This is a genomic window from Streptomyces sp. NPDC060198 (assembly GCF_042728415.1).
Taxonomy (GTDB): Bacteria; Actinomycetota; Actinomycetes; order Streptomycetales; family Streptomycetaceae; genus Streptomyces.
In genome coordinates, this window is the sequence record NZ_JBHWZJ010000582.1 from 1 (window position 1) to 2921 (window position 2921).

General features: G+C 70.0%; 3 protein-coding genes. All 3 read right to left on the minus strand.

The annotated features are described in order from the left end of the window. Positions 1-489, minus strand: a 489-nt coding sequence (locus ACFWEP_RS33715; RefSeq protein ID WP_387375972.1) for a hypothetical protein, incomplete at its 3' end; no start/stop codon positions are given. An 83-nt stretch (positions 490-572) separates the two neighbouring features. Beyond that, entirely contained in the window at positions 573-1994 is a 1422-nt protein-coding gene (locus tag ACFWEP_RS33720; RefSeq protein WP_387375973.1) for an MFS transporter, read from the minus strand. Then, positions 1987-2433 (minus strand): MarR family winged helix-turn-helix transcriptional regulator, encoded by a 447-nt coding sequence (locus ACFWEP_RS33725; RefSeq protein ID WP_387375975.1) that lies wholly within the window; start codon positions 2431-2433, stop codon positions 1987-1989. Before ACFWEP_RS33725 ends, ACFWEP_RS33720 begins: the two co-directional genes overlap by 8 nt. Positions 2434-2921: the final 488 nt, after the last annotated feature.

Consider the following 2921-nt stretch of genomic DNA (forward strand, 5'->3'; position numbering starts at 1 on the left):
CATCCGCCGCATCTGCGCGAGCGGGACTTCGATCACCGGAGCCGCTTCCTGACCGGTCGCGAAGGTGAGACGGACCGTGTCACCGATTCGTGTCGCGACCCTGCCCGACTCGGGGTGGGCGCTTCGGAAGGTGCCGTCGCCGTCGATGACCTGCTCCCACTCACGCCGGTCCTCCAGCCCGTCGCAGCAGCCGGGCTCGAAGGCGACGCCGGTGGAGGTGTCCATGACGCGCAGACCGCCCGGCACCAGGAGGGTGTCGAGATGCAGTAGCCCGTGCAGGAAGCCGGCGAGAGGATCGGCCGGCCGGGGCGGCAGGTCGTTCGCCTCGGGGTCGGCGTCGTTGGAGGCGGCGATACGCAGGAGCGCCGCACCGACTTCGTCCGGGGAGAGCCCACCGCCGAGCGCCATGAAGCCGAACCGTTCGGTCTCCGCCACGGGCCACAGGTCGAAGCCTTCGAGGGGGTCCATCTCCAGAACGGGCTGCATCATGATCACCCGCCTCAGTCTTCCTGAGGCACCGGACCTTCCGCCAGCCCTTTACGCCCGGGCCGGGTGCGAGCGACCGCCCGGGATCACTTCGGGGCCCCAGCCGCCTCCGTGCCCTTCGCCCGGCCGAGGGTGCGGTCGAGGACGGTCATCAGGAGATAGACGACCCCGGCACCGAGCATCACCCAGGCCAGCTGGTGCATGCCGCCGGTGTCGGCACGTTCGCCGAAGGACGTAGCGGTCGCGGAAGAGGCGACCATCGAACCGATGTAGGAGAAGGTGCGCAGCAGACCGGCCGAGGAGGCGGTGCGCTCGGGATCGGCCTGGAAGTAGACGGAGTTCTGCAGGGCAAGGTTGTTGAGCCCCTGCGGAACGCCGAAGATCAGGGCCACGAGGAGCAGCAGCCACAAGGGGCTGGTCCCGGAGAGCGTGAGGATCACCAGACAGGCGACGATCTGGCCGGCCGCACCGACCAGCAACTTGCCGCGCACGCCCTTGCGCCGCCCGGTGAGGACGGAGACACAGATCGCCATCAGGAACATGGGGATCTGCACCAGCCCGGCGTGGAAGGGCGACAGCCCGTAGCCTTCCTCGGTCCACTGGCTGAAGCCGTAGAGGAAGGAGTACGCGACGACGTACGCGACGAGCGCGCGCCCGTAGGTGGTGAGCAGGGGCGTGTTGCCGCCGAGTACCCGCAGGTCGATGAAAGGGGTGGCGGTACGCGACTCCCGTACGGCGAAGGCGGCTCCGGCGAGGACGAAGAGCAGCAGCAGGTACCAGTCGCGCAGGTGCAGGTTCATCAGGAAGAGCAGCAGCGAGGTGAGTGTCGCCGCGAACAGCCCCATGCCGGGCAGGTCGATTCGGGCGGCCACGCTCCCCGTGGCCGCGGCCCTGTCCGTGGCGCCCTGCTTGGGCAGCCGCCACACTCCCAGCAGAACGGCCGCGACGGCCAGCGGGATGTTCAACGCGAAGGTCGCGCGCCAGCCGCCCACCCCGATCAGCAGCCCGCCGAGCAGCGGCCCGATGACGGCGACGGTCTGGTTGGCGACCGCGAGCGCGGTCAGTATCCCGCCGGGGTTGTCCTGTCCGGTGCGTTTGCCCTCGCTGCGCAGCAGGGCCATGGCGGCGGGGTATCCGGCGCAGGTACCGAATCCGAGCAGGACCCGGGAAGCGATCAGTACGCCCAGGTTCGGCGCCAGAGTGCCGACGATGCCGGCGACTCCGACCAGGCTCGTGCTGAAGAGGAAGAGCCGGCGCGGCCCGAAGATGTCGATGAGCCGGCCCACGACCGGCTGCCCGAGTGCGGTGGCCAGGTAGAGGGCGGAGACCAGCCATGCCGTCTGCGAGGCCGGAGCGCCCAGGGCCCTGGCGATGGGCACGAGCGCGACGGAGATGATCGTCGAGTTGATCGGATTCAGGACGGAGCCGAGCATCATCGGCGGCAGCAGCCGCCGGTCGAACGCCGGCTTGTCCGTCCCGGGTATGGGGTCCGTCTTCGCTTCAGTCATGGGTCAGCCGCTCGAGTACGGCCAGAGCGGCGATCACTGCCTGGCGTTCCTCTTCCGTGCATCTGTCCTGAAGCCGTTCGGCGAGCCACTCCGTGCGGACCTTCCGGCCCTCCTCCAGCCGTCGCCGGCCATCCACGGTGAGCTCGATCAGCTGGCGCCGCCCGTCCGCCGGGTCGGGTCGCCGCGCCACGAGGCCTCGCGCGGCGAGGCCCACGACCGTCGCCGTCATCGACTGGTGGCGCACGCCTTCGGCCGAGGCGAGTTCACTCGCGGTGATGCCTCCCTCACCGGACAGCCGGGCCAGGACCGAGGTCTGGCCGAGGGTGAGGTCGTCGACCGCGGAGGCGTTCAGGATGCGGCGCCTCAGCCTGCTGACGGTCGCGCGGATCGCGAGCGACGCCTGGACCGCCGAGGGCGACGGGTGCGGGTTGTCGCTCATGTTCCCACGCTAGCTTCCACACCCCAAACTGTACAGCTCAGACTGTGGAAACCGGCGATATCCTGCACGGAGGGAGGCTCCAGAACCACTCTGCGGCGACAACCAGCCACGCAGCACGGGGAGGCCGCGGCGGACCGGACGGTCCGCGCGGACCATCAAGAAGCCCGTGCGCCTCAACCCAGGCTCCGCGTCGCCGGCTCCGAGCGGCCGGTCGAGCGGCAGCGCGTCCTGTGGCTGGACCGCACCACCGGCTGTACGAACGTGGTGAACCGGGACCGTCCGGCAGGATCCTGCTGATCCGCACCACCTGAAACCGCACGACGGCCGAACAGGAGAGATCCTGTGCGGCTGTTCCGCTCAGGCGTCGGCGAGGACCCGCGCCGCCGGGGCGAACTGGACGCCGAGCAGTGACTCCACCGGCGCGTACACCTCGGGCATGAACATCGTCGTGGAGAGGAGCAGGTTTGCGGCCGGGGCCACCAGGACGC

What these genes read in the sequence shown, in the direction of transcription:
- ACFWEP_RS33720 (WP_387375973.1), bottom strand. Translation starts at nt 1,994, where the DNA reads ATGACTGAAGCGAAGACGGACCCCATACCCGGGACGGACAAGCCGGCG.
- ACFWEP_RS33725 (WP_387375975.1), bottom strand. Translation starts at nt 2,433, where the DNA reads ATGAGCGACAACCCGCACCCGTCGCCCTCGGCGGTCCAGGCGTCGCTC.